The organism is Oceanospirillum linum, assembly GCF_001995095.2.
GTDB lineage: Bacteria > Pseudomonadota > Gammaproteobacteria > Pseudomonadales > Halomonadaceae > Oceanospirillum > Oceanospirillum linum.
Window position 1 is genome coordinate 21,368 of record NZ_MTSD02000003.1, and the last position, 22,538, is coordinate 43,905.

Below are 22,538 nucleotides of genomic sequence, written 5' to 3' on the forward strand. Positions count from 1 at the left end.
TTAACCATATTATTGAATTGCTGGCGTGCAGAGCAATGAAGAAGCTAAACAACGAGCCTTCAATGCCACCCAGAGAAAGTAGAAAGAGTTGATGGAGCCTGCCTGCTAGCGGGCTCCGAATCCTGTCAGTACCGTTCGAATCGTCTTGAAAAAGATAAGCACATCCAGCCAGATAGAAAAGTGCTTAATGTAATAGAAGTCGTATTGCAGCTTTTTCTCCATTCCTTTCAGATCAGCTGTATACCCTTGGTTCACCTGTGCCCAGCCGGAAATTCCAGGCCTGACAACATGACGATAGGAAAAGAAGGGGATCATATCTTCATACCATTCGGCCAGCTCTTTTGACTCAGGCCTTGGTCCTATAAAGCTCATTTCACCTTTAAGTACGTTAACGAGCTGGGGCAACTCATCAATGCGATACTTTCTGATGATTCGGCCTATATCGGTTATGCGGGGGTCGTTATTTTCATTCGTATATCCCTCGCCCTCTATATCAATATGCATGCTGCGGAATTTATAAACATTAAAGAGCTTTCCGCGGTAGCCAATCCTTTCTTGTATGAAAAAAACAGGACCCTTTGAATCCAGCTTGATCAGCAGCCCGGTAACAATGACCACAGGAAGGATCAGCGGAATCAGAATAAACACTAATATAGCATCAAAAAAACGCTTCATAATGCTGTACATGGGTGACGGTGTTAATGTGCCTATGTCGTTTTCAGCCATGTGCTCAATGCTGACGCGGCCTGTCAGCATCTCTTCAATCTGCCTGTAGTGGAAAACCGGAATATTAGACAGAGTGCATTTAGCGAGAAACTTCTCCCATGCTGCCGGAATCTGATCAAAATGCAGATCAGCAACAATGGCATCATAGCGGCGCCCCTGCAGATCAGGAGCATCCAAGGTGTACAACTGAAGCTCGGGATTCATACTCAGACTTTCGGTCCGCCCAAGGGGCACCAGTGCCAGTTTCGGTGCCCGGAAGCGTTTTCTGATGTAAAAAGCCGTTACCGACCAAATATTAGCGAAAATGTAGGAGATCAGTAACGGTTGCCGGATATATTCAACTCTTAGATAAGGCATGCCAGAAACAATAACCAGCCAGATGATGGCTAATAACGGCAAGATATAAACAACGCTTTGCTGGGCCCCGGGAAAGTGACGAATCTGCCTGATAATAATGAATGCCAGGCAAAAACATGCCATCTCCGAGAGCAGAGTATTGATATATAAACTGTCGGATAGCTTGCCGGAATGGTTAAAAAATACGAATTGCCAGAATGGAAGTAAGGTTACAAAAAGTACTCCCAGCAGGAACTGAAAATAACCACTAAACAGTATGCGTTCATGCCAAAGTGAGTGTCGGCGCTGAAATGTATTCCTCACTGTGAAACCTTATATAAGTAACAGTACATATTTTTTAATTAGTATAATCCCAGAATAATCAACAACAGCAGATACAACTTATCCCGAGGTCGTCGTCTCAACTCTGAAAAGTTCATGATCAGAAAGCATCTGCTATTAAAATTGTTGACCTGATTAGGGCTCAGTAATTCGGATATTCGGACAACCTGATCTCTGTACCATCCGTTTTTTACTAGCTTAATTCTTTTTATGTAAGCCTTTACGCTGGCATTAGCACCGACCTGATTTGAGCTATGCTGGCGATAATGCATCCCGGGCCTGGGGTCAATATACCATTTATATTTCCGATTTCGACAAAAGGCATAAATTAACCAGTCGTGCAGGTCAACTGACTCCACACGTTTTCTGTGCGAAAGCAAAAAATGTTGTAATTTACAGGCCACAGAGGATCTGAGCACGTAGGTGCAGCCGGGCCCTGCAGCTTCAAAGAAATGATCATATTGTGTTTGGGGTTGGGCTTTATTAAGGCACTGCTTACGCCCATCAGGCCAAAAAGCGATGACATTGGAAGAGTATGCATCGTAGCCCTGCTCAAGACAGGCCCAAGCCTGGCTCAACTTATCAAGGTGCCAGATATCATCCTGATCTGCCAGAGCGATAGCATCATAATGCTCAGGCTGGGTATCCCGCAACAGACGATAAAAATTCTTTCCGGCGCTACCAAAATGAAAACCACAGGGCAGCACGGTAATTTTACCCGACTGGGCAGCACGCTGTGTGATCCAGTCTTCTGTGCCATCATTCGACAGATCAACACTGACAAAAAGATGCACATCAACATCTTGCTGCTGGAGAATACTGTCCACCTGCTCCTGAAGCCAAAGCATTCCCTGGTAAGCTGCCATCAGAACAGCAATTTTAGGAGATGGGGCACATGTCATAGCATCAGGATTCGTTCTGCAGCTTTGCGAGCACCCGGCTCAACTCATCCTGCCATTGCGGTATCTCTATCGATAAGGTGCGCTGAATTTTAGTGCAATCGAGCCTCGAATTAAGAGGTCTTTTGGCCGGTGTAGGATACTCAGCTGTCGTAATCCCCTGAACCACAGGCTGCTTTTCAAGTAACCCCATGCCATAGGCCTGGGTGAAAATTTCTGTAGCAAAGCCATGCCATGTGGTCTCAGGCTGGTTGGAAAAGTGATAGACCCCGGATTCTAAATTTCCGGTACCGAAATATTGCCGGGCAAAACGCCATAGAGTCTCTGCAATGCTGGCAGCACTGGTCGGCGCTCCCTGCTGGTCGGCAACAATGCTCAGGGTATCACGCTCACCGGCGAGCCGAAGCATGGTTTTGACAAAGTTTCCGCCATGGACACCAAATACCCAGCTGGTTCTAAGGATCAGATAAAGTGCGCCGGACTGCTGCAGCGCTTGCTCACCGGCAAGTTTACTGGCGCCATAAACGCTCTCGGGCGACGTTGAATCTGTCTCCTTATAGGGAGTATCTTTTTCCCCATCAAACACATAGTCCGTCGAGATATGGAGCACAGGTATCTGTCGCTGTTTGGCTTCCTGAGCTAGATTCAAGACACCATCGCGGTTAACCGCATAAGCCTGATCCGACTCGGTTTCTGCCTTATCAACTGCCGTGTATGCTGCAGCATTGATAATCAGATCCGGCTGAAACTGCTCCATAACAGCCTTTACTCTGTCAGCCTGGGTAATATCCAGTTCAGAAGATGAGCAGGCCAGAAGCTGAACTATTTTGCCGTCACCACTCTTTTCCCGATCAGAACCTGAGACCGATACCGTGGCCGGTGCCTGCTCCACTAAAGATCTACCGACCTGTCCGTTAGCTCCGGTTATCAGAATTTTAACCATGTGCAGGTTCCAGAGAGGCATATTTTGAGTCTTTATCCGACAGCAATACGTCTTCTATTGGCCAATCAATATTCAGTAAGGGGCAGTTCCATGCAACGCCACCTTCATCACTGGGGTCATAGTAATCAGTGCATTTATAAACAAAATCGACTTCGTCACTTAAAACTACAAAGCCATGGGCATAACCCGGTGGAACCCAGAGCTGCCGGTGATTATCTTCACTCAGCTCAACGCCGACGTATTGCCCATAAGTTGGCGAGGCTGGGTCAATGTCAGCGGCAACATCAAAAACAGCACCACGGGTAACACTGACCAACTTGCCCTGGGGTTTTGTTTTTTGGAAATGCAGCCCCCGTAATACACCTCTGCGGGAACGGGAGTGGTTATCCTGGACAAACGTCAGGTCTATGCCCGCCATATCCTGATAGCGCTGCGCATTAAATGTCTCTTTAAAAAAACCGCGATGATCACCGAACACTTTAGGTTCTATGATTTTAACCCCGGCCAAAGCTGTATCTGTTACTTTCATATTGGTATTTAAACTCTATCTTCCTGTGCCAGCTTAAGCAGATATTGCCCATAACCGGTTTTAGCCAACAACTGCCCCTGGGACTGCATCTGTTCACGGGTCAACCAACCGTTGCGATAGGCGATCTCTTCCAGACAGGCAATTTTAAGGCCCTGTCTGTGCTCAACGGTCTGGACAAACATACCGGCTTCCAACAGGCTTTCATGGGTTCCGGTATCCAACCAGGCAAAACCGCGACCGAGTAGCTCAACATTAAGGTCGCCTCGCTCAAGATAGGCCTGGTTGATACTGGTAATTTCCAGCTCTCCGCGCTCTGAAGGCTTAACCTGTTTGGCTATTTCAACAACATCATTGTCATAGAAATAGAGCCCGGTAACAGCATAATTTGATTTTGGTTTTGCCGGTTTCTCTTCGATGGACAAGGCCTTGCCGTCAGAATCAAAATCAACAACACCAAAGCGCTCCGGGTCATTCACTAAGTAGCCAAAAACTGAAGCACCCTGCTCACGGTCTGCAGCCGCTCTGAGCTGGCGGCTAAAGCTCTGCCCGTAGAAAATATTATCACCGAGAACCAGGCAAACACGGTCATCACCAATAAATTCTTCACCAATAATAAAGGCCTGAGCCAGCCCATCCGGAGAGGGCTGCTCTGCATAACTCAGCTCAATGCCATAATCTGAGCCATCTCCCAGCAGTTTCTGAAAGTTTGGCAGATCTTCAGGCGTGGAAATCACAAGAATTTCACGAATACCAGCCAGCATCAGTACCGATAATGGATAAAAAATCATCGGTTTGTCGTAGATGGGCAGCAGCTGTTTCGATACCCCTTTAGTAATTGGGTAAAGGCGGGTGCCCGACCCTCCGGCTAAGATAATACCTTTCATGACTTTTCTCCCAAACGACCCAGCTGATACTCACCACTCAACACTCGCTGCCACCATTGAGGATTGTCCAGGTACCATTGCACAGTTTTACGGATACCTGTTTCAAAGGACTCTTCAGGAACCCAGCCTAACTCACGTTCAATTTTGCCCGCATCAATCGCATAACGCACATCATGACCGGGCCGGTCTTTAACGAAGGTGATCAGATCACGATAATGGTCGGCTGGTTTCTCCGGCGCCCATTGCGCATGGGGGTATGTACCCGGTGGCGCCAGCTCCTGCAGCAGGTCACAAATGACTTCTACAACCTCAAGGTTGCGCTTTTCGTTGTGCCCACCAATATTGTAGGTTTCACCAACTACACCATCCACCGCCACCTTTACCAGTGCCCGGGCGTGATCTTCAACATAAAGCCAGTCCCGCACCTGATTGCCATCGCCATAAACCGGAAGCGATTTTCCGGATAAAGCATTAAGGATCATATGGGGGATCAGTTTCTCCGGAAAATGGCAGGGGCCATAGTTATTGGAGCAATTCGTCACCAGCGTTGGCAGGCCATAGGTTCGCTGCCATGCGCGCACCAGGTGATCAGAGCTGGCCTTAGAGGCTGAGTAAGGCGAACTCGGAGCATAAGGTGTCGTTTCCAGAAAGAGATCATCGGTTCCTTCCAGATCACCATAGACCTCGTCCGTTGAAATATGATGGAAACGGAACGCGGCCTTATCAGGCTCACTCAAACCATTCCAGTAACGGCGAGCCGCCTCCAGAAGCGTGTAAGTCCCTACAATGTTGGTCTGGATAAAGTCCGCCGGCCCATCAATAGAACGATCAACATGGCTTTCTGCCGCCAAATGCATAACATGCGTGGGCTTAAAGTCTGCAAATAGTGCGTCCAGAGCTTCTGCATCGCAAATATCCGTTTGCGCAAACCGGTAGCGCGGGCTGGAGGCAACACTAGCTACAGAATCTGGGTTGCCAGCGTATGTCAGCTTGTCGATGCTCATGATCTCATGAGCTGTATTTTCTACCAGGTGGCGAACCACCGCTGAGCCTATGAATCCAGCCCCACCTGTAACCATAATTTTCATTTCAAATGTACTCAAAACTATTTCAAATTTTGTCTGTTTCTATTGCAGAATCACAAGGTCAAAATAAAAATGCTATTCCAGGTAAAGACCTCATTTCAATCATGGAACCATAACAGAATGAGACATTCTTAGCAGCCAGTTTGACCATAGAACCACCTACCGGAGTCTCATTCAGATGCCTGCGTCACAACTCCATCAAAACCACAGCCATAACCCACATCATAATTCCATCAAAACGACTGTCACGGCTATGGCAATAACCCACAGAACAGAGCTTCTGCGTAGCAGGGCTTCCAGCTCCTGCAGCTGTTCATCTTTGTGGGTACTGTCTTCAGCTGATGGCAAGGGGCCACTTTCACAACCTTCAACTTTTTCTCCCAAAGCCCCCAGAGCAAAATGGGTCAAAAGCATTTCATGGGAGTGCTTTTTATTTAAAAGGCTGCTGATCCATTGATGACTACAATGCACAAAGTGGCCGGTCAGCATAAAACTCAGCCCCATCAGTTTTGCCGGTAGCCATTCAAACAGATACTGAACATTTCTGATCCTGCTGGCAGAAATAACTGAAGTTTTCTCTGCAGCGACTCCGGTCTGCGACTTGTCACAAAACAGTATCATTAATCGGGCCAGTAAAGCACCTTCCGCTCCCAACCACATAAACCAAAACGTAATCAGAAAAAAATCCTGGAATCTCATATTTATGAGTCGGGAAAAGACCCGCTGATAAAGTTGTTTCTCATCTTTAATATTCTCACCGGGTAAGAGCTCAGAGGCATACTGATAAGCCCCTTGCAGGTCTTTTTGTCGCCAGGCGATCTGAAAGCGGGTGAACCAGTGATAACTGTCTTTGCGGCCAAGGCTGTAAAGTAAGACCAAAATAGATAAAACAAAAGCGGGGAACCCCCAGGCAAACTGCTCCAGAACAGCAAGCACAACACTCAGTCCAACAACAGGCAGAATAACGGAGACAAAGAAAACACCTGTTCCGGCAAACCAACGGGGGGAAGCGGTATTCGACGGGGTCGGCTCCGTTGTTATGCTGCCCGGCTCTTCACTTTCCGGATCATAAAGATGGCGCGCTTTTGGCCTGAACAAAGTGACAGCACGGGCCTTAAGCGAAAAAAACCAGTGATCGTGACATTTTTCAGGCATTAAACTAAGAAGCCCCCGTAGCATCAGCACGGTAATTAAAACGACAAATTCCATGAGTAAACCTCCCCTGTCTGTAATATGACTTAATTAACTGAATTCTCAGATCTGATTATCTTCATTGTTGTGACTTAGATACCTTTGAGCTGGCTTCGGTATCTGGCCCAATCAAAAGCCTGACCGGGGTCTGTTTTTCGTCCCGGGGCAATTTCACTGTGGCCTGCGATATTATCAGTCGTTATTTTTGGATAATACTGTCTGATCTCTCCGGTGACCTGGGCAAGGGCTGCATACTGTTCATCGGTATAGGGGCAAGTGTCAGTGCCTTCCAGTTCAATACCAATCGAAAAATCATTGCAGTTTTTACGCCCCCGAAACGAAGATTGCCCCGCATGCCAGGCGCGCTGGTTCAAAGGTACAAACTGAATTAATGAGCCATCACGCCTTACCAATAAGTGAGCAGAAACTTCTATACCCTCTATTTCTTTAAAAAACGGATGGTACGAGTGGTCCAGACAGTTGGTAAAGAATTGCTCGATATAATTCCCGGAAAACTCCCCTGGCGGCAGACTAATATTATGAATCACCAGAAGTTCCACATCGACACCTTCAGGTCGCTGATTAAAGTTAGGTGAAGGGTTCCGGGCGACACCAGCCAACCAGACATCCTCCTGGTCAGCACAGGGTAAAACCGCCGGGGGCTGTAAGTCATGGTGCATAGTGTTAGCTCATCCCGATCAGAGTCGTTGTTCGTTCAGGTTTGTAACAGGCAGTCTACCTTATCTTTCTTTATCACTGTTATCCGGGATTGGGATAAATAGTGGCCGATGCTGCCTTGCTGTTTTTATTGCCGTTTGTCTTTATAATAGCCGCAGCATTTTATCCATTGGCGCCCGAGGTTGTTTATGTCCATGCCCCCCCTGCTAAAAAAGAGTATTCCAGAACAAGTTGCCGGGGCTATTGCCGAGGACGTGGGCGATGGTGATATTACCGCAATGTTAATCCCAGAAGAACGTCAGGCCAGGGCACGGGTTATCACCCGTGACGATGCTGTGCTATGCGGTACAGCCTGGGTAGATGAGGTTTTTCGTCAGATAGACCCTGAGGTCAACGTTATCTGGCAAGCCAAAGATGGTGAACGCGTTATTCGTAACCAGGTGCTCTTTTATCTGGAAGGCTCTGCACGCTCCTTGCTGACTGGCGAGCGCTGTGCCCTGAACTTTGTACAATCCCTGTCTGGTACAGCAACACGCTGTCAACAATATGCGGATCTGGTATCTGATACAAGAGTCCAGCTGCTGGATACCCGTAAAACTATTCCGGGCCTGCGTTTAGCCCAGAAGTATGCTGTAACCTGTGGCGGCTGCTTTAACCATCGCATCGGCTTGTATGATGCTTTCCTCATTAAAGAAAACCATATTTCTGCCTGCGGCTCCATTGCAGCCTCTGTTGAGCGCGCACATTCAGTCGCTCCGGGTAAACCGGTGGAAGTCGAGGTGGAAAATCTGGATGAGTTGAATGAAGCTCTGGATGCCAGTGCCGATATCATTATGATCGATAACTTCTCCCTCAGCATGATGCGGGAAGCGGTGAAAATAGCCGATGGCCGCGCTAAGCTTGAAGCGTCCGGTGGTGTTACCGATGAAACTCTGCGAGATATTGCCTTAACCGGCGTTGATTACATCTCCATCGGTGCGCTGACCAAGGACTGTAAAGCTGTTGATCTGTCGATGCGTTTGGTCGAAATCTGAGGCTGCCTGAAAGTTCTGTATTCTGTAGAGCGTGATAAGCACCAAACACCGTTTTATCACGCTCGACATTATCGACTGCTGCCTCATCCGCAAAAGTGGTTACCCGCGGCTGTAGGATGCCAATGCCGTTCCGGCTGCCATAAACATGCCGCCAAAGACACGGTTCTGGGATTTCTGATGCTTAGGGTCTTTAAACCAGACACTGAGCTTAGAAGCCAGAGAGGCATAGCCCACCATCACCAGTATATCGACGATAATCAGGGTTCCCCCCATAATCAGAAATTGTGGTAGCTGAGGAGCATCCGCCACAATAAACTGCGGAAACAGAGCGACCAGAAACACCGTTGCCTTAGGGTTAATCAGGTTTACAAATGCCGCCTGCCAGAAGCGCCGCCGACCACTTTCAACATCCTGCTGTTGTTGCGCTTCGAGCGATAGCGGCTCCTGCCGCCACTTCTGATACCCGAGCCAAACCAGATACGCAGCCCCCAGCCACTTGACCAAACCGAAAGCGATCTCAGAGGATGCCAGAAGCGCGCCCAGGCCAACGCCAACAATAATCACCTGAGCACCATAACCGAGCTGTAATCCAAGAATAGCAGGCATGCTTTTACGCACACCATACCGAAGGCCATTGCTCATAGTATTCACAGCACCAGCACCGGGAGAGACACTGATCAGAACCGAGGCCAGAAGAAAAGCCAGAAAAAACTCAAAACTCATAAAGATCCTAGATAGCCATTGCGGGATAATTTACTCAGGCATCTGCCGATGTTGTTAGCGGCTCTTCAAGTGATGCCAGATAAGCATCTGCCTCTTCCAGCTGATGTTCATTAAAGACTTTAATACCCGCCTCTTCCAGTGCAGCAGCTGTAACCCCCTGCCCATCACGAAGTTGCTTACTGAACTCGCCACTGTAGATCTGCTGATTACCGCAGGAAGGGCTATTGGCTTTCAGAAGCGCAATCGCAACGTCTTCCTTCAGTGCCAGTTCCTGTGTTCTACGGGCACCCCGCACAAAATACTGACTGACATTATGCCCCTGTCGGGTAATTACTTTTCCCTCTTCATGGAAAATATCTTTACCATCAAAACCTGCCTGTATCTCTGCTGCAGGTCGGGGAACCAGCAGGCCGCCAAGGGTTTCGGGGCAAACAGAGACAAGACGTTCTTCCTGCTGCCATTGCTCCAGAATGGGATGAGCGACCGGACGGGAGGAGCCGTCATAACGCACACGCTCGCCAAGCAGACAGGCACTAACAAGTACTTTATTGCGGGTCATTTTTTCTTCCAGCTTCTAAAAAAAGCAGTCTAGCAGGCTTTATTCTCTTGGGAAACTGCGGAGCCAATGAGGTGACTTATCTTACTCAGTGTCATTTGGGTTAAAATTAATTGATTGTCGGCTTGTTACTGCTTCTGAGGATATCTCTTTGCTTAAGACTTTATCGCTTGCACCCATTGGTGTTGTTCACTCCTGTTATAAGGAGAAATTTGGCATCCCCCGTCAACCGGGTCTGGCTCCGGCATCAACAGGCGCTATCCGACTTCTGCCACCTTATAACCTGCCGGACGCAGTTAGGGGGTTGGAGGGCAATACACACATCTGGATACAGTTTGTTTTTCATCAATGTCTGAGGGATGAGTGGAAACCCACCGTGCGCCCTCCTCGCCTCGGAGGCAATGAGCGTCTGGGGGTTTTTGCAACCCGGGCTACATTCCGCCCTAATCCACTGGGTTTATCCGTGGTCAGGCTGGAAGGGATCGCGTGCACCGGAAAGGAGGTACTTATCCACATCAGCGGACTGGATCTGGTGGAAGGCACACCGGTACTGGATATAAAACCCTATATCCCCTATGTGGATAAAGTAGACGATGCCAGGAGTGCATTTGCCCCGGATGCACCGGTGAGCCACCCTGTCTTCTGGACACCGGAAGGTAAAGCCGCACTGAATGCCTATGAACAGCAGCATGGTGCGATAGAATCCCTGATCGAGCAGGTGCTGCAGCAGGATCCACGCCCGGCATACCGCCATGGCAAAACTGACGGAAAAACCTACGGGATACGCCTGATGCAGGCAGATGTCAGGTTTCAGATCCGGGAGGGAGACAAGGGTGTACTTACGGTCTGGGTAGTGAATGTGGCATTTTAGCGGGCCTGGTTCTGACAATGACGCCCCCTGTTCACAGGTACACAGACGCTTATGCCGTCCGATACAGAGCAGATATTTTCAGGCAAAAAAATACCCGCCAGGATAAGCGGGTATTCAGGTCAAACGAAGCTGTAATCATTAAACTACAGTTACGTTCTCAGCCTGAGGGCCTTTCTGGCCTTGAGTTACTTCAAAAGTAACCTGCTGACCTTCTTCAAGGCTACGACGGCCAGTACCGTTAATGGCGCGGAAATGTACGAATACATCGCTGTCGCCTTCACGAGAAATAAAGCCAAAACCTTTTTCGTCGTTAAACCATTTAACAGTACCAGTAATTAAACCTGACATAACGTCCTCTTTACTCTTGCTTGCGCCCGGACTCACCGGGAAAAAAATCTTACATGGTTCATCCAAAGGACGTTCCATCATTGCCTCTGCAACTCAAGCTGCAGTATCTCTATTAGAGCATGACTTTATGGCTTTACAACAACTTTTTGCAGTTTTTATAAAAAAAATGTCAGAGCACTGTAGCGCCTGAAGATAGCAGGACACTGTAACGTCTGAAGACAGCATATCAGTACACCGGCAAACAAATCATGCCCGAGGGGAGTTATACCTGCTCCCACAGTCACACCTGAGAAAGAAAATTCTGATTTATCAATCAGTTTGCGTGTTTAAACACTGGCGAATCTGATCCAGCTTTTGTACAATTCCGACCACTTAAGTTTTACGGCTCCGTTTCTGTTAAAAGCGCCGGATAACTTTAGGGCCTGTAGCTCAGTTGGTTAGAGCACACGACTCATAATCGTTAGGTCCTCGGTTCAAGTCCGAGCAGGCCCACCATTGAATACCAAAACCCAGCAGTCACCCTGCTGGGTTTTTTATTGCCTGCTATTTCTTTATCGTCTTGCTCTCAGTCTTACAGTCTTATCGGCACATTGGGACTCATCAGCTGCCGTCAGGCTATTGACATAGCGACACCATAATATTAGAAATCTCTTATAAGATCTCAAAATTGACCTGGGGCTCTACCTGAAAACCCGCATATTTAATCTGAAAAAGGAACATTCCATGTCAGAACATCGCGCCCAACTTAACTGGCAGCGTAAAGCACACCCGGAAGACAACAGCACTTTCTGCCGGAATCACACTCTTGTATTGAATGGTGAGCAAACCATCAACGCCTCTTCAGCCGCTGGTTTTATGGGAGATGCTCAATGCTCCGACCCGGAGCAGATGCTGGTAGCGGCTGTTTCCAGCTGCCATATGCTGACCTTTCTGGCCATTGCGGATATTAAGGGTTTTAAAGTTGAACGCTATCAGGATGATGCCGTTGGTTTTCTGACCAAAGCAGAGCGTGGAAAAGTGGTCAGCCGGATTGAGCTGCACCCTTCGATCACTTTTGGTGGTGATAAGCAGCCAACAGAAGCTGAGCTGGACAGGCTGCATGACGGAGCCCATAAAAACTGCTTTATTGCCAATTCAATTAAGGCTGAGGTCGAAGTTATTAAATAAGGCGTACGCACTGTATTAAATAAGGTGTACGCACCGGGAGGGGCTACAAATGCCCCTCAATACGAACCGGGTACAGGGTATAGATCCGAAAAAAGTCCTGCAGCTGGAACCCTCTCAGCAAACCTTCGCTATAACGTATCCTGCGGTTTCGTGTGAGGCTGAACCCCCGGTAAGACAGCAGAGCAAGACACTCAGGACAGACCGTCAGACTACGGCGTTTGTGCTCATTTCCCGGCACTGGAAAAGGTGATGACAGACAGGTTGTTGCCACCAGAGGCTCGCGATGACGCGCCTGTAAAACACTGCAACCGGCAACATGAAAATGCTCTTTTTTTCTCTTGGAGGCCGGTTTACCCTCTGCTTTTTGCACAACACCCTCATCAGCAAATAACACAACAACCCTGCCATTTTTAATCGCTAATGTCTGATCCGGTAAAACCCGGATACTGTCGTAGGTTGTTTGAATACCCTGATTTTCCAGCCTGGAACGCTCCTGACCGGTAAGGTGCTTACTGGCGTCAAACAAAACAAAATGCCCCGGCCTGCGGGCGTTCATCTGACGGCGCAGAGAAAGCATTCCCTCATGCTGATTAAAATCCGGCAATCTCACTGTTTAACCTGTACATTCATTGGACAACGGCATCATTTATCCAGAGCATCTTTCAGAATCTCACGAATCCGGGCGTCCGCATCGGTTCGCAGACGGAATTCAACACGCCGGGATCGCTCGCTGTTCTCCTGGCCACCGGCATCGACCACCAACTTAGATGAAGAAAGCCCATTGGCGGTCAGGTGTCCCTTCAACCACTCTTTCTGGTAGCTCACTTCCGGTAGAGAAAGCACATAACCCAGCGCCGAACGGGTACGGGCCTGAGACAGACGCATATTGTTAATATAAGCCTCATCGACACTACGGGCATTGGTCCAGTCACTGGAGGTATGCCCTTCGATACGAACTTCAGAAATATCATAACGGTACTTATCTGAAGTAATAATCCGGGCGTAACGGGGGAAAAAATCAGCCAGAATTTCCTCAAACTCCGGTTGAAGTGATGACTTACCCAGATCAAACATCACATCCGTATTATAAAATTGAAGACTCAGATCTTCGGCTTTCAGTTCCGCCCCCCAACGGGGCAGATCATCTTTAAACTCGTTATACAGATCCTGATACAGCTGTTCCCTCAGATCCTGATATAGCAGCGCCACTTGCTTAATTTTTTCCGTTTCCCGCTCAAGAATTACCATATACGCCACAGCAACCAACAGGAAAACCATCATCAGCCCCGCCATAAGGTCACTGACGGCAACCCAGTGCGCACCCTCTTCAGCGGTCAGGCTTTCTTCTTCATCCTGTTGCGGGCCCAGTTGATTCACTTCACATTCCTTCCGGCTCTGGCAGCCCTGCGTCCGGGCCGCAATGGCACATGATCGCCACCCGCTTCCTGTGTTTTAGCGGCGGGAGGTACAGGCGCAAGCACTGCGGAATCAGCACCATGGGCCCTGGTATTATCTACCTTCATACTATCCGTCCTGATCTTGTCAGCCTCAGTATTATCAACCTTAGCACTATCAGACTTAGCAGCCTGGGGCTCAGCGGTTGCAGGTACAGGTCGGCTGCTGCCCGCCGCAGAACCTTTGGCTGCTCCTGCCAGAGGTCGTCCCTCCCCTGGCAACTGAGCTGAGATCTGAACAACCTGACGCAACTTTTCAGTCAGTGGTAAGTAATCGCTGACAAATTTCTCAGACAGCGCCGTTAGCTGACCACCAAAGGTTTGCAATGCATGGGTTAACTCCTGCTCCATGGCATTATCCATACGCACCAACTGTTTCTCGTTCCGGTCAAGCATCTGCAGCATCACATCATGATGACGGCTATTAACCTGCTCCATATCAGTGACTAATTGCCGGTTGACGGTAATAACCGTTTTCTCAATGGTGGCAGAGGTCTGTGTCAGCAGGTCATTCATCTGTTTATGACTTTCCCGTATGCCTCCGGCAAGCTCTTCTGTCAGAGCCATAATGCGACCTTCAAGGGCTGGCAGGCCATCAGAAGCCTTACTCACCAGACTTGCCAGACTATCAAGATAGCTGCCTAAGGAGTTTGACTGCTGCTGCAACCCGGTCATGACGTCACCCAGCTTTTCGGAAACCTCATTAAAGGCCTGGGTATGCTGCACCATGGTTTGGTAAGCTTCTGTCGCTTTATCCAATACATCTCCATTGGCTTTTTGCTGCTCAAGCAGCTTCGCCAGCTCGCCTTTATAGTTTTCCTGCCACTCCACCATACGGCCTACTGCCTGGTTCAGCTGCCGGAAGTTATCGCCATATTGCACGGTAATTTTATCGTTAAAACTGGTCATCAGCTCCGTAATCGCTGATGTTAACGCGTTACTGTTGGCGGATACCATCTCTTCCTGATACTGGCTGATCACGGTTTCCAGTCGCCCCAGATGCTGCTCTAACCCTTTGGTTCCGGCCTGAATATTATCGCCAATATCAGCCAGACCGGATTTATTCAACACCAGACGAATATCCCCCAACAGGGTTGCCAGATCATCCACCGTCGCGCCGGTATATTTGGTTTCGGTCTCATAATTGCGCACATGTTTTATAACATGACGCAGCTTAATACTCATCGCCGCCAACAGCCCCGCAATCGACGACCAGAATGCGGTCTTAAGACCTTCGATCAGCTGGGGAACGCTGCCTTCAATGTCCGTGGTATCAAAATCCATCAGACCCAAAGCAACCCCCAGAAACGTACCAAAAATTCCGATACTGGTCAGAATCGAAGGCGCTGCGTTTACCGTGCGCAAAGAATAAACCGGCCCATGAAAATAGAGGGTCAGTGCCATAATGATCAGAATGACCACTGAGGTCAGTGGAGAAAACGCTGCTAAGAAGTCCATAACTATCGCTTTGATCAAATGAGCACCTATTATGGCGTTAAGTTTGTTTGCTGAAAACGGGTATCGAAAAGGCAGCTTGTTTTATTTCCCAGGATTGCCCTCCGGATCATCATGATCAAAAACACACAACACAGACTCTTATCTGAAGAGACTCAGGGTTTTTCCGAGGTTATCCACTTCTTAAAATATTCTATGATATACATCAATAATATCTAACATAAAATTTCCACCTATATTAGCTAAGACAAACTTAAAGGGTTAGTCCGTGAGACCATCACAACTGAACGCCATGACAGCTGAGCCTCTGGTAAAACTCCCTGAAAATCATCCTACGGCAGATCCAAGTGAGTGGGGCAAAAAAAACCGCCCATCCGAGGAGCTGAGTCTTGTCCTCAATGCATCGATACCGCCAAAGGAGAAAGCCAGTGCTGTCTTTGAGCATTGTAGTGGCCTGATGCATAACCTGATGAATGAGCCTGTCACAGAACAGCTGATCGAGGAGACAAGCCAACCGATCATCGCACTGGCGGAGTGCGTTATCGCGGATGAGGATGTCTCCGGCAGCCTGCTGCGCATCACCTCTCACGACTACTATACATATACTCACTGCGTCAATGTCGGTGTCAAATCCCTGCTGATCGCCAAACATATGCTCAAAACAGCTGACGATAACCTGATGAAAGAACTCGGTGTCGGCTTCTTTTTGCATGATATCGGCAAGTCACAGGTCGACCCTGGTATTCTGAATAAACCCGGCAAGCTAACCGAGGAAGAGTTTGGCATTATGCGCAACCACCCTGAACGGGGTGCCGAGCTGCTGAAACAAGCAAACTCCCTGGATGAGATCCGTAAAATTACCGTGCTGCAACACCATGAAAAAATTGATGGCACAGGCTACCCCTATGGCTTAAAAGGAGATGAGTTTCACCAGTTTGGTCAGATCTGCGCACTGGCTGATATCTACGATGCCCTGACCGCTGAGCGATCCTATAAGAAAGGTATGACGGTATTTGCAGCCCTGAAACTGATGAAGGATAAGATGTCACACCACTTTGACGAAAAATTGTTCAACAGCTTTATTCAGCTGTTTATCAAGGAGTCGACCTGAGTAGGTTCTGTGGTACACCCCCGATAGCGGGTTTCAGGCGTATCCGTTCAACCCCATCAGCTGAACGCCTATATCAAAAATGCCTATATTAAGAACGTCCATAGAAAAGCACCCATAAAAAAACCACCGTGATAAGTCACGGTGGTTTTTTTGTTCCGATCAGCTATCCAGCGGCTTAACCGCCGAGATACTTGATCATCACACCGGCAGCAACTGCCGAACCGATCACACCGGCCACATTTGGCCCCATAGCATGCATCAGCAGGAAGTTGTGCGGGTTATATTCCAGCCCAAGCTTGTTGGAAACCCGTGCCGCCATAGGTACTGCAGAAACACCGGCAGAACCGATCAGCGGGTTCACCGGAGTCTTGGTCAGCTTGTTCATCAGCTTCGCCATCAGGACACCACAGCCCGTACCGATACCAAATGCCACAATACCCAGCGCCAGAATCCCCAGTGTTTCCACTGCGAGGAACTTATCCGCAATCAGCTTGGAGCCAACGGACAGCCCCAGGAAGATAGTCGTGATGTTAATCAACGCATTCTGAGCCGTATCACTCAGGCGATCCACCACACCGGATTCCTTCATCAGGTTACCGAAACAGAACATACCCAGCAGTGGTGCGGCGTCCGGCAGCAGAAGCGCCACCAGCACCAGCAAAGCCAGTGGGAAAATGATCTTTTCTGCACGGGATACGGTACGCAGCTGAACCATCTCAATCTTACGTTCTTCCGGTGTTGTCAGCGCACGCATAATCGGCGGCTGGATCAGAGGCACCAGAGCCATGTAAGAGTAGGACGCAACCGCAATCGCACCCAGAAGCTCAGGAGCCAGCAGACTTGCCACATAAATAGATGTCGGGCCGTCTGCACCACCGATAATACCGATCGCTGCAGCCTGCTGAACAGAAAAATCCATCAACCCCATAGCGGATAAGCCAACCGCACCCAGTACCGTTGCAAAGATACCGAACTGAGCCGCAGCCCCCAGGAAGAGTGTTTTAGGATTCGCCAGCAAAGGACCAAAGTCGGTCATCGCCCCGACACCCATAAAAATCACCAGAGGGGCAATACCACTACCGATAGCCACAGAATAGAAGCTGTACAGCATACCGTTACTGTAACCGGCATCCTGAGCCGCTAACTGGGCTGCAGCATAAGCACTCGGGCCCGTTTCATGCACCAGATGCTTGAGTACTGCAGGGTCTGCCGTATTCGCATCCAAAGCCTGAGCAATGGCCGCCAGCACTTCAGGTTTAGCGAAATGAATCGCCTGTTCAGCCGCCGATAACGCCAGCCCCGCCTCAGGAATGTTGGCCAAAAGACCACCAAAACCGATGGGAACCAGCAGCAGTGGTTCAAAGTTCTTCACAATGGCCAGATAAAGCAGCAGCATACAGATGACAATCATCGTCAGCTGGCCTAAGCCCATATTATAAAGACCCGAGCCCTGCCATAAGCTCAAAAGTTGTTCCATTTGATCAACCTCGTTGTTTCAGCAGGACTTACAGCGTCACCAGAGTATCGCCAACAGTGACAGCATCACCTTCACGAACATCGACACTACCAATTGTACCGGAGCGTGGTGCCCGTACTTCAGTTTCCATCTTCATCGCTTCCAGAATGATGATGACATCACCTTCCTGAACCGCCTGACCTGGGTTAACCAGTACTTTGAAGATGTTACCGGCAAGAGGCGCACCAACAGGCTCACCACCGGATGCTGCCGGGGCCGCCGCCGGAGCAGGTGCTGCTGCAGGCTGTACGTTAGAGATATCACCACCCTCAGTGACCTGAACCACATAGTTCTGGCCGTTAACGGTGATGGTATAAACTTCAGGACCGGTGTTTTTATTGCTGCTCACGGCTTTTGTACCTTCTTCTTCTGTTGGGACGGGCTCAAATGCATCCGGGTTACCACGATTTTCCAGGAACTTCAGGCCAATCTGAGGGAACAGCGCATAAGTCAGCACATCATCAATGGACTCAGAGGCAAGGCTGAAACCTTTCTCTTTTGACAGTTGACCCAGCTCAGTGGTCAGTTTCTCCACTTCAGATTCCAGCAGATCCGCCGGGCGACAGGTAATCGCCTCCGCACCATCCAGAACCCGAGCCTGCAGTTCAGCATTAAAAGGTGCCGGTGCAGAACCGTACTCACCCTTCAGAATACCCTGGGTTTCTTTCGAGATACTCTTATAACGCTCACCGGTCAGTACGTTCAGTACCGCCTGAGTACCCACAATCTGAGAGGTTGGTGTCACCAGAGGAATATGCCCCAGATCTTCACGTACCCGTGGGATCTCAGCCAGAACCTCATCGAATTTATCGCCCGCGCCCTGCTCCCGGAGCTGGCTTTCCATATTGGTCAGCATACCGCCGGGAACCTGTGCCACCAGAATACGGGAGTCCGTACCGCGCAGCGCACCCTCAAACTTCGCATATTTCTTACGAACCTGACGGAAGTAAGCCGCAATATCTTCCAGCAGAAGCAGATCCAGACCTGTATCACGATCCGTTCCCTTCAGGGCAGCCACAACAGATTCAGTTGCCGTATGACCATAGGTCATCGACATAGAAGAGATCGCAGAATCCACACGGTCAATACCGGCTTCAACCGCTTTCAGAATGGTCATATCAGACAGGCCGGAGGTTGCATGGGCATGCAGCTGTACTTCCAGATCTGTCTCTGATTTCAGGCGAGATACCAACTCATAGGCATCATAAGGGGTCATAATGCCTGCCATATCTTTGATCGCGATAGAGTCTGCACCCATATCTTCGATCTCTTTGGCCAGGCTCAACCAGGCATCCAGGTTATGGACAGGGCTGGTGGTGTAAGACAGCGTGCCCTGGGCATGCTTACCTACCTTTTTAACCGCCTCAAGGGCACGCTTCAGGTTACGGGGATCATTCATCGCATCAAATACGCGGAATACATCCACACCGTTTGTTGCGGCGCGCTCTACAAATTTATCAACCACATCGTCAGCATAATGACGGTAGCCAAGAAGATTCTGGCCACGCAGCAGCATTTGGTGACGGGTATTCGGCATCGCTTTTTTCAGCTCGCGAATACGATCCCAGGGGTCTTCACCCAGATATCGGATACAGGCGTCAAATGTCGCGCCGCCCCAGGATTCAAGCGACCAGAAGCCGACCTGATCCAGCTTCTCCGCAATGGGAAGCATGTCATCAAGGCGCAATCGGGTTGCGAACAGGGACTGATGGGCATCACGCAGGACGACATCAGTAATGCCTAGTGGTTTTTTGGACTCGGTCATGGGTTTGGCCTTTTCCATATTAATGAGATTTATTGGCTAAAAAGCGTCTGCTCTTACTTAACGGAATCACATACCGGACTTACGGACGCTTAACGCCCGGAACGGTACTTATGAACCGCCGCTGTCATCACAGCGATCAGCTCATCCTGATTACCGGCTGCAGATGCGCTTACAGGAGCTGGCTTGTTTGTCACCTCAGGAGCGGGTTTAACAAGCTTATTGACCGTAGAGGACATCAAACCTGTTACAAAAACCAGCAACGTCAGAAAAACAAAAACAAACCCCATACCGAACAGCATCAGATTGATACCTTCGGAGATCAGCTCAGAAGAGTGCATTAAGCCATTCCTCGTTTTGTTTTTGGTTGGGTCAGACTACTTAGCCTTTCACCATTTTTATTGTCTCTTGCAACACATATTGATTGTTTTGCAAGCCGCCAAATCTATGCTCTCGCCCATGACACAGACCCGGCAGCCGAGCTAATTTACCTTGATTAATAAACACAGGCAATAAAACTACCGTCTATTGTTGACAATTTCTAAGACCGGCAAGTCAGTTATCCTTCCACTTTACAATCAGGATTTCTGCTTTAGTCTACCGCCCCGGGCGTTATATCATCTCAGCCCAGACGTTATATCATAGCCCATTAAAAAGAAGACCTGATGCCGATCGGCAGCACCTGCAACCGATCTCCAACACCAGGGCAACCCCACAGAAACCCGGTCAGACCCCATGCCCCAACAAACTTCAGACTCCATCTCCCAACAAACTTCAGACCCCGTGCCCCAACACACAAGCACCCATCAACAGCAGCATAATCAACCCTCAGCATCCACCGAACCCTCCCCCGTAAAAGATGCAGAGCAGCCCGCCAGAATAGCTCTGGCCCCCATGGAGGGTGTTGTTGATGCCGGAGTACGTCAACTGATCAGCGAAATTGGCGGCGTGGATTTCTGTGTCACAGAATTTATGCGTGTCACCACAGAGCTTCAGCCAAGAAGAGCCTTTATGCGCATCTGCCCGGAGCTTTTGACAGCCAGCCAGACACCACAGGGCACGCCGGTACATTTTCAGCTTCTGGGCAGTGATCCCCAGCTGTTAGCAGCCCACGCCGAAAAAGCCGCCAGGTTAGGTGCACAGGTGATTGACCTTAATTTTGGCTGCCCGGCAAAAACCGTTAACCGACATAAAGGCGGTGCCGTTTTACTGCAAACCCCTGAGCTTATTCACGATATTGTGGCCGCCTGTTCCAAAGTGCTGGCGACAACCCCGGCCCGGCTAACCGCCAAAATGCGTCTGGGCTATGAAGACACCCACCAGGTTTATGACAACCACAGGGCCATCGAAGCCGGTGGCGCTACAGAGCTTGTGGTACACGCCCGCACCAAAACCGACGGCTATAAACCTCCGGCCCATTGGCACTGGCTGCACCGGCTACGGGAAGTCAGCCGCATACCCATTATCGGTAACGGCGAAATCTGGAGTATTGAAGACTACCAGGAGTGCCGAAAAGTCAGTGGCTGTCGCGATATTATGCTGGGGCGCGGTTTGTTAGCAGACCCCTACCTTTCCCGCCGGATTCTTGATGATAACCCGCAACTACCTAGCCAAGCCGATTTGAGTGCGGCCTTATTGATCTATCTGAGGCGCATGCAGTTAAAAGAGTGCCCCGATAAGTTTCTGTTGGCACGGGGCAAGCAATGGCTGGGGATGATAAAGAAGGGTTTAGTACCTGTGGATCATTTATTTGATGCCGTGAAAACCTGTCGGGATGCCGGGCAGATGTTCCGGCTACTGGAGCAAAGTGCCGCCGGTGAACGCCATTACGCCCATTACCTGCCGGAGCCAGCCACCGGTTTGGCTTGATCAGAAAAAGTACAGACGAAAAAAAACCGCAGCCTGTTAGGACTGCGGTTTTTAAATAATGGCCCGCTCGGGAGGATTCGAACCTCCGACCGCCTGGTTCGTAGCCAGGTACTCTATCCAGCTGAGCTACGAGCGGGTGATATCAGGCGTTTTACCTATGCCTGCAACAGGTTATTTCTGATTTGAGGTAAAACTGCCATCATCAGAAAATAAAAAAAGCTGTAGTTCAATGAACTACAGCTTTTCAAAATATGGCCCGCTCGGGAGGATTCGAACCTCCGACCGCCTGGTTCGTAGCCAGGTACTCTATCCAGCTGAGCTACGAGCGGGTGATTTCAGGTTTTTTGACTCTGCCTGAAAGAGTTTGTTTACCTGGAACAACCAAGTACCACATTTTAAATGGCCCGCTCGGGAGGATTCGAACCTCCGACCGCCTGGTTCGTAGCCAGGTACTCTATCCAGCTGAGCTACGAGCGGGTTATATGATATATCGTTCAAAGAACAGACGTATCAAAAAAAATGTGGCGGAGAAGGAGGGATTCGAACCCTCGATAGGGCTACAAACCCTATACTCCCTTAGCAGGGGAGCGCCTTCAGCCTCTCGGCCACCTCTCCGAAACACGCGGCAAATAATACCACGTTTTTATAACTTGTCTATACTAGTATCGAAAAAAATTTAGTTATTTTCCCGATAGTTACCGCAGCTTGCTATGAGTCCCCCTCGGAATCTTCTTTCTCGCGCTGTATGCGCTGATAAATCTCTTCACGGTGAACCGCAACTTCTTTAGGTGCATTTACGCCGATACGAACCTGGTTACCTTTAACACCCAGAACCGTTACGGTTACTTCATCGCCAATCATCAGTGTTTCGCCTACACGGCGGGTTAAAATCAACATCGTTGAATCTCCTTACTTCCTCGGGATGCCAGACCTTATCTCGGTTAGGGGCTGGCTTTTATAAAGATGGATGTAGAGGCCATCTTGTAAAAAGAGCGCATATTATGCGGTAAATTAGCAGCAGCTCAACACTTTCCTGTCACAAGGTTCTGATATCTGCTT

General features: G+C 49.3%; 23 protein-coding genes and 5 tRNA genes. 6 read left to right on the forward strand and 22 right to left on the reverse strand.

The window, feature by feature from the left end; translation table 11 throughout:
* Positions 1-105 precede the first annotated feature (105 nt).
* From BTA35_RS08085 to ampD, 8 genes are all read right to left on the reverse strand, one after another.
* A complete protein-coding gene (locus tag BTA35_RS08085; protein WP_238377532.1) occupies positions 106-1,386 on the reverse strand; it encodes an exopolysaccharide biosynthesis polyprenyl glycosylphosphotransferase in 1,281 nt (426 codons plus the stop codon).
* Between the two features lie 38 nt (positions 1,387-1,424).
* Positions 1,425-2,306 (reverse strand): glycosyltransferase, encoded by an 882-nt coding sequence (locus tag BTA35_RS08090; RefSeq protein ID WP_078319327.1) that lies wholly within the window; start codon positions 2,304-2,306, stop codon positions 1,425-1,427.
* Positions 2,307-2,310: 4 nt separating this feature from the next.
* Positions 2,311-3,246, reverse strand: a complete 936-nt coding sequence (gene rfbD / locus BTA35_RS08095; RefSeq protein WP_078319328.1) for a dTDP-4-dehydrorhamnose reductase — start codon at positions 3,244-3,246, stop codon at positions 2,311-2,313.
* Positions 3,239-3,775, reverse strand: coding sequence for a dTDP-4-dehydrorhamnose 3,5-epimerase (gene rfbC, locus BTA35_RS08100; protein WP_078319329.1), 537 nt, complete (start codon positions 3,773-3,775; stop codon positions 3,239-3,241). Before rfbC ends, rfbD begins: the two co-directional genes overlap by 8 nt.
* An 8-nt stretch (positions 3,776-3,783) precedes the next feature.
* Positions 3,784-4,659, reverse strand: coding sequence for a glucose-1-phosphate thymidylyltransferase RfbA (rfbA, locus tag BTA35_RS08105; protein ID WP_078319330.1), 876 nt, complete (start codon positions 4,657-4,659; stop codon positions 3,784-3,786).
* Positions 4,656-5,747 (reverse strand): dTDP-glucose 4,6-dehydratase, encoded by a 1,092-nt coding sequence (rfbB, locus tag BTA35_RS08110; protein WP_078319331.1) that lies wholly within the window; start codon positions 5,745-5,747, stop codon positions 4,656-4,658. Before rfbB ends, rfbA begins: the two co-directional genes overlap by 4 nt.
* Positions 5,748-5,966: 219 nt before the next feature.
* Positions 5,967-6,953 (reverse strand): regulatory signaling modulator protein AmpE, encoded by a 987-nt coding sequence (gene ampE, locus BTA35_RS08115; protein ID WP_078319332.1) that lies wholly within the window; start codon positions 6,951-6,953, stop codon positions 5,967-5,969.
* A gap of 74 nt (positions 6,954-7,027) precedes the next feature.
* Positions 7,028-7,615: a 1,6-anhydro-N-acetylmuramyl-L-alanine amidase AmpD gene (gene ampD, locus BTA35_RS08120; protein WP_078319333.1), complete on the reverse strand. Its 588-nt coding sequence runs from the start codon at positions 7,613-7,615 to the stop codon at positions 7,028-7,030.
* A gap of 186 nt (positions 7,616-7,801) precedes the next feature.
* Between ampD and nadC the strand changes: the two genes are divergently transcribed.
* On the forward strand, positions 7,802-8,647 hold the full coding sequence (gene nadC / locus BTA35_RS08125) for a carboxylating nicotinate-nucleotide diphosphorylase (protein WP_103989666.1): 846 nt from the start codon (positions 7,802-7,804) through the stop codon (positions 8,645-8,647).
* Positions 8,648-8,746: 99 nt separating this feature from the next.
* Here nadC and rhtB read toward each other — a convergent pair whose 3' ends face one another.
* Both rhtB and BTA35_RS08135 read right to left on the reverse strand, forming a co-directional pair.
* Positions 8,747-9,370, reverse strand: coding sequence for a homoserine/homoserine lactone efflux protein (gene rhtB, locus BTA35_RS08130; protein WP_078319334.1), 624 nt, complete (start codon positions 9,368-9,370; stop codon positions 8,747-8,749).
* Between the two features lie 34 nt (positions 9,371-9,404).
* Positions 9,405-9,929: a 2-thiouracil desulfurase family protein gene (locus BTA35_RS08135; protein ID WP_078319335.1), complete on the reverse strand. Its 525-nt coding sequence runs from the start codon at positions 9,927-9,929 to the stop codon at positions 9,405-9,407.
* A gap of 148 nt (positions 9,930-10,077) precedes the next feature.
* On the opposite strand from BTA35_RS08135, the gene tsaA reads away from it, so the two are divergent.
* A complete protein-coding gene (gene tsaA, locus BTA35_RS08140) occupies positions 10,078-10,797 on the forward strand; it encodes a tRNA (N6-threonylcarbamoyladenosine(37)-N6)-methyltransferase TrmO (RefSeq protein ID WP_078319336.1) in 720 nt (239 codons plus the stop codon).
* A 138-nt stretch (positions 10,798-10,935) separates the two neighbouring features.
* Here the strand turns inward: tsaA and BTA35_RS08145 are convergent, their stop codons facing one another.
* A complete protein-coding gene (locus tag BTA35_RS08145; RefSeq protein WP_028303926.1) occupies positions 10,936-11,145 on the reverse strand; it encodes a cold-shock protein in 210 nt (69 codons plus the stop codon).
* A gap of 418 nt (positions 11,146-11,563) precedes the next feature.
* On the opposite strand from BTA35_RS08145, the gene BTA35_RS08150 reads away from it, so the two are divergent.
* Both BTA35_RS08150 and BTA35_RS08155 read left to right on the forward strand, forming a co-directional pair.
* Positions 11,564-11,640, forward strand: a tRNA-Ile gene (locus tag BTA35_RS08150).
* A 228-nt stretch (positions 11,641-11,868) separates the two neighbouring features.
* Positions 11,869-12,312: an OsmC family protein gene (locus tag BTA35_RS08155; protein ID WP_078319337.1), complete on the forward strand. Its 444-nt coding sequence runs from the start codon at positions 11,869-11,871 to the stop codon at positions 12,310-12,312.
* A gap of 43 nt (positions 12,313-12,355) precedes the next feature.
* On the opposite strand, the gene BTA35_RS08160 is transcribed toward BTA35_RS08155, so the two are convergent.
* Genes BTA35_RS08160 through BTA35_RS08170 form a run of 3 tightly spaced genes read right to left on the reverse strand, consistent with a single transcriptional unit; the run spans position 12,356 to position 15,224 of the window.
* Entirely contained in the window at positions 12,356-12,922 is a 567-nt protein-coding gene (locus BTA35_RS08160) for a hypothetical protein (protein ID WP_078319338.1), read from the reverse strand.
* A gap of 32 nt (positions 12,923-12,954) precedes the next feature.
* Positions 12,955-13,689 (reverse strand): OmpA/MotB family protein, encoded by a 735-nt coding sequence (locus tag BTA35_RS08165; protein ID WP_238377533.1) that lies wholly within the window; start codon positions 13,687-13,689, stop codon positions 12,955-12,957.
* The gene (locus tag BTA35_RS08170; protein WP_078319339.1) at positions 13,686-15,224 is read right to left on the reverse strand and encodes a hypothetical protein; all 1,539 of its coding nucleotides are present in this window, start codon (positions 15,222-15,224) and stop codon (positions 13,686-13,688) included. Before BTA35_RS08170 ends, BTA35_RS08165 begins: the two co-directional genes overlap by 4 nt.
* Positions 15,225-15,489: 265 nt before the next feature.
* Here BTA35_RS08170 and BTA35_RS08175 point away from each other — a divergent pair, with 265 nt between their 5' ends.
* Positions 15,490-16,332 carry an HD-GYP domain-containing protein gene (locus BTA35_RS08175; protein WP_139363638.1) on the forward strand — a complete coding sequence of 281 codons (843 nt, stop codon included), beginning with the start codon at positions 15,490-15,492 and terminating at the stop codon, positions 16,330-16,332.
* A 175-nt stretch (positions 16,333-16,507) separates the two neighbouring features.
* Here the strand turns inward: BTA35_RS08175 and BTA35_RS08180 are convergent, their stop codons facing one another.
* The 3 genes from BTA35_RS08180 to BTA35_RS08190 all read right to left on the reverse strand — a co-directional run bounded on the left by BTA35_RS08180 (position 16,508) and on the right by BTA35_RS08190 (position 19,951).
* Complete coding sequence (locus tag BTA35_RS08180; RefSeq protein ID WP_078319341.1) at positions 16,508-17,809, reverse strand: sodium ion-translocating decarboxylase subunit beta; 1,302 nt, start codon at positions 17,807-17,809, stop codon at positions 16,508-16,510.
* 28 nt (positions 17,810-17,837) lie between these two features.
* On the reverse strand, positions 17,838-19,613 hold the full coding sequence (oadA, locus tag BTA35_RS08185) for a sodium-extruding oxaloacetate decarboxylase subunit alpha (RefSeq protein ID WP_078319342.1): 1,776 nt from the start codon (positions 19,611-19,613) through the stop codon (positions 17,838-17,840).
* Positions 19,614-19,702: 89 nt separating this feature from the next.
* The gene (locus BTA35_RS08190; RefSeq protein ID WP_078319343.1) at positions 19,703-19,951 is read right to left on the reverse strand and encodes an OadG family protein; all 249 of its coding nucleotides are present in this window, start codon (positions 19,949-19,951) and stop codon (positions 19,703-19,705) included.
* A gap of 394 nt (positions 19,952-20,345) precedes the next feature.
* Between BTA35_RS08190 and BTA35_RS08200 the strand changes: the two genes are divergently transcribed.
* Positions 20,346-21,479 (forward strand): tRNA dihydrouridine synthase, encoded by a 1,134-nt coding sequence (locus BTA35_RS08200; protein WP_238377534.1) that lies wholly within the window; start codon positions 20,346-20,348, stop codon positions 21,477-21,479.
* A 59-nt stretch (positions 21,480-21,538) separates the two neighbouring features.
* Here BTA35_RS08200 and BTA35_RS08205 read toward each other — a convergent pair.
* The 5 genes from BTA35_RS08205 to csrA all read right to left on the reverse strand — a co-directional run bounded on the left by BTA35_RS08205 (position 21,539) and on the right by csrA (position 22,376).
* Positions 21,539-21,615 (reverse strand) — tRNA-Arg (locus BTA35_RS08205).
* 116 nt (positions 21,616-21,731) lie between these two features.
* A tRNA-Arg gene (locus BTA35_RS08210) sits at positions 21,732-21,808 on the reverse strand.
* A 71-nt stretch (positions 21,809-21,879) separates the two neighbouring features.
* Positions 21,880-21,956: transfer RNA gene (locus BTA35_RS08215), tRNA-Arg, on the reverse strand.
* A gap of 45 nt (positions 21,957-22,001) precedes the next feature.
* Positions 22,002-22,094 (reverse strand) — tRNA-Ser (locus tag BTA35_RS08220).
* A 93-nt stretch (positions 22,095-22,187) separates the two neighbouring features.
* A complete protein-coding gene (gene csrA / locus BTA35_RS08225) occupies positions 22,188-22,376 on the reverse strand; it encodes a carbon storage regulator CsrA (protein ID WP_078319346.1) in 189 nt (62 codons plus the stop codon).
* Between the last annotated feature and the right edge of the window lie 162 nt (positions 22,377-22,538).

Coding starts and splice junctions, on each gene's coding strand:
- BTA35_RS08155 (WP_078319337.1), top strand. CDS start 11,869: ATGTCAGAACATCGCGCCCAACTTAACTGGCAGCGTAAAGCACACCCG.
- BTA35_RS08170 (WP_078319339.1), bottom strand. CDS start 15,224: ATGGACTTCTTAGCAGCGTTTTCTCCACTGACCTCAGTGGTCATTCTG.
- ampD (WP_078319333.1), bottom strand. CDS start 7,615: ATGCACCATGACTTACAGCCCCCGGCGGTTTTACCCTGTGCTGACCAG.
- rfbC (WP_078319329.1), bottom strand. CDS start 3,775: ATGAAAGTAACAGATACAGCTTTGGCCGGGGTTAAAATCATAGAACCT.
- BTA35_RS08190 (WP_078319343.1), bottom strand. CDS start 19,951: ATGCACTCTTCTGAGCTGATCTCCGAAGGTATCAATCTGATGCTGTTC.
- BTA35_RS08145 (WP_028303926.1), bottom strand. CDS start 11,145: ATGTCAGGTTTAATTACTGGTACTGTTAAATGGTTTAACGACGAAAAA.
- BTA35_RS08090 (WP_078319327.1), bottom strand. CDS start 2,306: ATGACATGTGCCCCATCTCCTAAAATTGCTGTTCTGATGGCAGCTTAC.
- BTA35_RS08135 (WP_078319335.1), bottom strand. CDS start 9,929: ATGACCCGCAATAAAGTACTTGTTAGTGCCTGTCTGCTTGGCGAGCGT.
- rfbB (WP_078319331.1), bottom strand. CDS start 5,747: ATGAAAATTATGGTTACAGGTGGGGCTGGATTCATAGGCTCAGCGGTG.
- ampE (WP_078319332.1), bottom strand. CDS start 6,953: ATGGAATTTGTCGTTTTAATTACCGTGCTGATGCTACGGGGGCTTCTT.
- rfbD (WP_078319328.1), bottom strand. CDS start 3,246: ATGGTTAAAATTCTGATAACCGGAGCTAACGGACAGGTCGGTAGATCT.
- oadA (WP_078319342.1), bottom strand. CDS start 19,613: ATGACCGAGTCCAAAAAACCACTAGGCATTACTGATGTCGTCCTGCGT.
- nadC (WP_103989666.1), top strand. CDS start 7,802: ATGTCCATGCCCCCCCTGCTAAAAAAGAGTATTCCAGAACAAGTTGCC.
- BTA35_RS08200 (WP_238377534.1), top strand. CDS start 20,346: ATGCCCCAACAAACTTCAGACTCCATCTCCCAACAAACTTCAGACCCC.
- BTA35_RS08180 (WP_078319341.1), bottom strand. CDS start 17,809: ATGGAACAACTTTTGAGCTTATGGCAGGGCTCGGGTCTTTATAATATG.
- rfbA (WP_078319330.1), bottom strand. CDS start 4,659: ATGAAAGGTATTATCTTAGCCGGAGGGTCGGGCACCCGCCTTTACCCA.
- rhtB (WP_078319334.1), bottom strand. CDS start 9,370: ATGAGTTTTGAGTTTTTTCTGGCTTTTCTTCTGGCCTCGGTTCTGATC.
- csrA (WP_078319346.1), bottom strand. CDS start 22,376: ATGTTGATTTTAACCCGCCGTGTAGGCGAAACACTGATGATTGGCGAT.